Consider the following 2,132-nt stretch of genomic DNA (forward strand, 5'->3'; position numbering starts at 1 on the left):
CTGACGTTACGATGTAGCATCCCAGTTTTCTTCCAGCGCCCCTTGGGTGATAAGTTCAGGCCCGGCGACCAGTTGCTGGTTATCGATACCCTGTAAATTGTAAATCTATCCCAGAGGTACTGAGCCCCTCCGTATGGAATACGCACGGCAGAACGCCGTTCCATCGGAGGTTGCGCCGCTATGCGCGAACCACGTACTTGCAGACGTTCAATCCGCCTCCAGATGGCCCGAAGGGATGATCGGCGCGTCGCGCAGGCTCTGTTCAAACGTCAAGAGGTGGATGCGATCCATCCCCTGACCTCTGCGGGCGCGCTTGACTCCGTTTTCGTCTACATGAATGATATCGGGTTCATCGGCCGGCTTCAGTCATTCAACATTCTCGGATACAAGCGGATGATGCTTCCCTTGACCTGTTTCGTGCTGCCGTACATAGCCAAGATCCTCTCCGGCATACCGTCCATGAACGCCCTTCCGGAACTCCTTTTCGCAAACACCGCCCTCATGGAGATGCTCGGCTTCAACGGTCTGATTCTCACGGAGGGCCTGTGCAAGAGAGGCCAGCATAGAAGGTCGCCTGGTAAAAAACCTCCAAGGCCCTTCTCCGCTCAGACCATCGCCAACGTGCTTCAGAGGTTTACCTTCGAAGAGAGCGAGGCTCTTTTGAACCTCTTGATATCTCAGATGGCTCAGAAAGCTCTGCTCGATAGCGAGCTTGCCGTCATCGTCGATGCTACAGACTTGGTCGTCTCAGACGGCTTCAAGGATCTCGACGCCTGCGGAACCACGATCCGGATCAAGAAAGTAGTCGGAAAATCCGGCCAGATCGTTGAGATCGAAGTCGTCGAACGGGGTTTCAAGCTGATCACGCTCTTTTGTCAGAAACTCCGCATCCCGCTTGCCGCCAAGATCGTCAGGATCAATGAACACGAATCTCAGTATACGATGGCCCTAATCAACCAGGCCAAAGAGAACCTCGGAGACCGCTCGAGAATTGTTAAGATATACCTGGATAGAGGGTTTATCGACGGCCCAACGCTTCACGAGATCGACGAGATGGGCATTGTCTTCGTAATCCCGTCAAAAAACACAATGTCCGTAACTGCCGATGCCAGGTCCCTTGCCGCATACGGAGGTGGCCACGTGGCATCAAGATGCCGAACCGTGTACAAAGGCCGGGGGAGATTCAGACGTGCATCAAAGCTCGAAACCGAACTCGTCGGCATCGAGGGGCTCTGCACCTACGACCAGTATGCCCCTGCTTCTGAGGCCATCCGCCGCACGCGCAGAGACCACTGCCCCAAGCCGATAAACGCCGTGGCCGTGCGCGAGTGGGACAACAAGTACTACGGTCCCGGCGGAAAGTGCGTTTTCTTGACAAACGGACCTGTAAACGACCCGTTCGTGGTTTTCGACGATTACGACGAGCGCAGCCTGATCGAGAACACGCTGCACCGCGAGGGGAAGCAGTCTTTCTCCCTAGGCGCCTTGCCGAAACGGCGGGCGAACGCGCTCTACGCCCATTGCTACATGGTTTTGTGCACCTACGCCATTATCCACGGATACAGACGCTACATGGCCGGCGGACACGACTTCAACGCGAGCCTGTGGCCGCTCGAGAGCTCGGGGGAACCCGCAAGGGCTGCTTCTTACCCGCCGAAATCTGACAGTCTCCGAACCCCTCCGCAGCCCTTTCAGGGGATCGGCATGGCTCGGTGGCGCCGCCAACTTGCCGCGCATAACGCAACCAAGATGATCGTCTTCTTAGGCCAGTCATACGGCATCTACGACGTCGATGAACTCGCCGCCCTTACCGGCGTCAGACTAAAGATGACCAGGGAACAACGTGACCGGATCAGGGGAATCCTGGAACAGTACGACATAGACTTCTCCCCATGAAGCCAGCCGACCATGCCGGGCCCATAGCCCAGATCGAACCGCGCCCCGCAGATACGAGGCGCTAGTTCGCTGTACCTCGCAGAGCCTTCTTGTTCCGCGAACCCCACTCCAGGCCCCAAGCCTCTGTCCAATGGGCCCAAAGAATGTATTTCCTGCACTATTTCCAGGTTACGGCGTCCAAATTCCCGTGTTGATTCCTTGTTACCGATTTGTGGGAACCAATATCGTATCGTCAG

Annotated in this window: 1 protein-coding gene; it reads left to right on the forward strand. The window is 56.3% G+C overall.

The window, feature by feature from the left end; genetic code table 11:
* Positions 1-180: 180 nt before the first annotated feature.
* Positions 181-1,896 carry a transposase gene (locus VB144_15385; protein MEA4885009.1) on the forward strand — a complete coding sequence of 572 codons (1,716 nt, stop codon included), beginning with the start codon at positions 181-183 and terminating at the stop codon, positions 1,894-1,896.
* Positions 1,897-2,132: the final 236 nt, after the last annotated feature.

Source organism: Clostridia bacterium, from assembly GCA_034926675.1.
Taxonomy (GTDB): Bacteria; Bacillota; DTU025; order DTU025; family DTU025; genus JAYFQW01.

Excerpts from the sequence above, each read along its gene's own strand:
- VB144_15385 (MEA4885009.1), top strand. The coding sequence starts at position 181 with ATGCGCGAACCACGTACTTGCAGACGTTCAATCCGCCTCCAGATGGCC.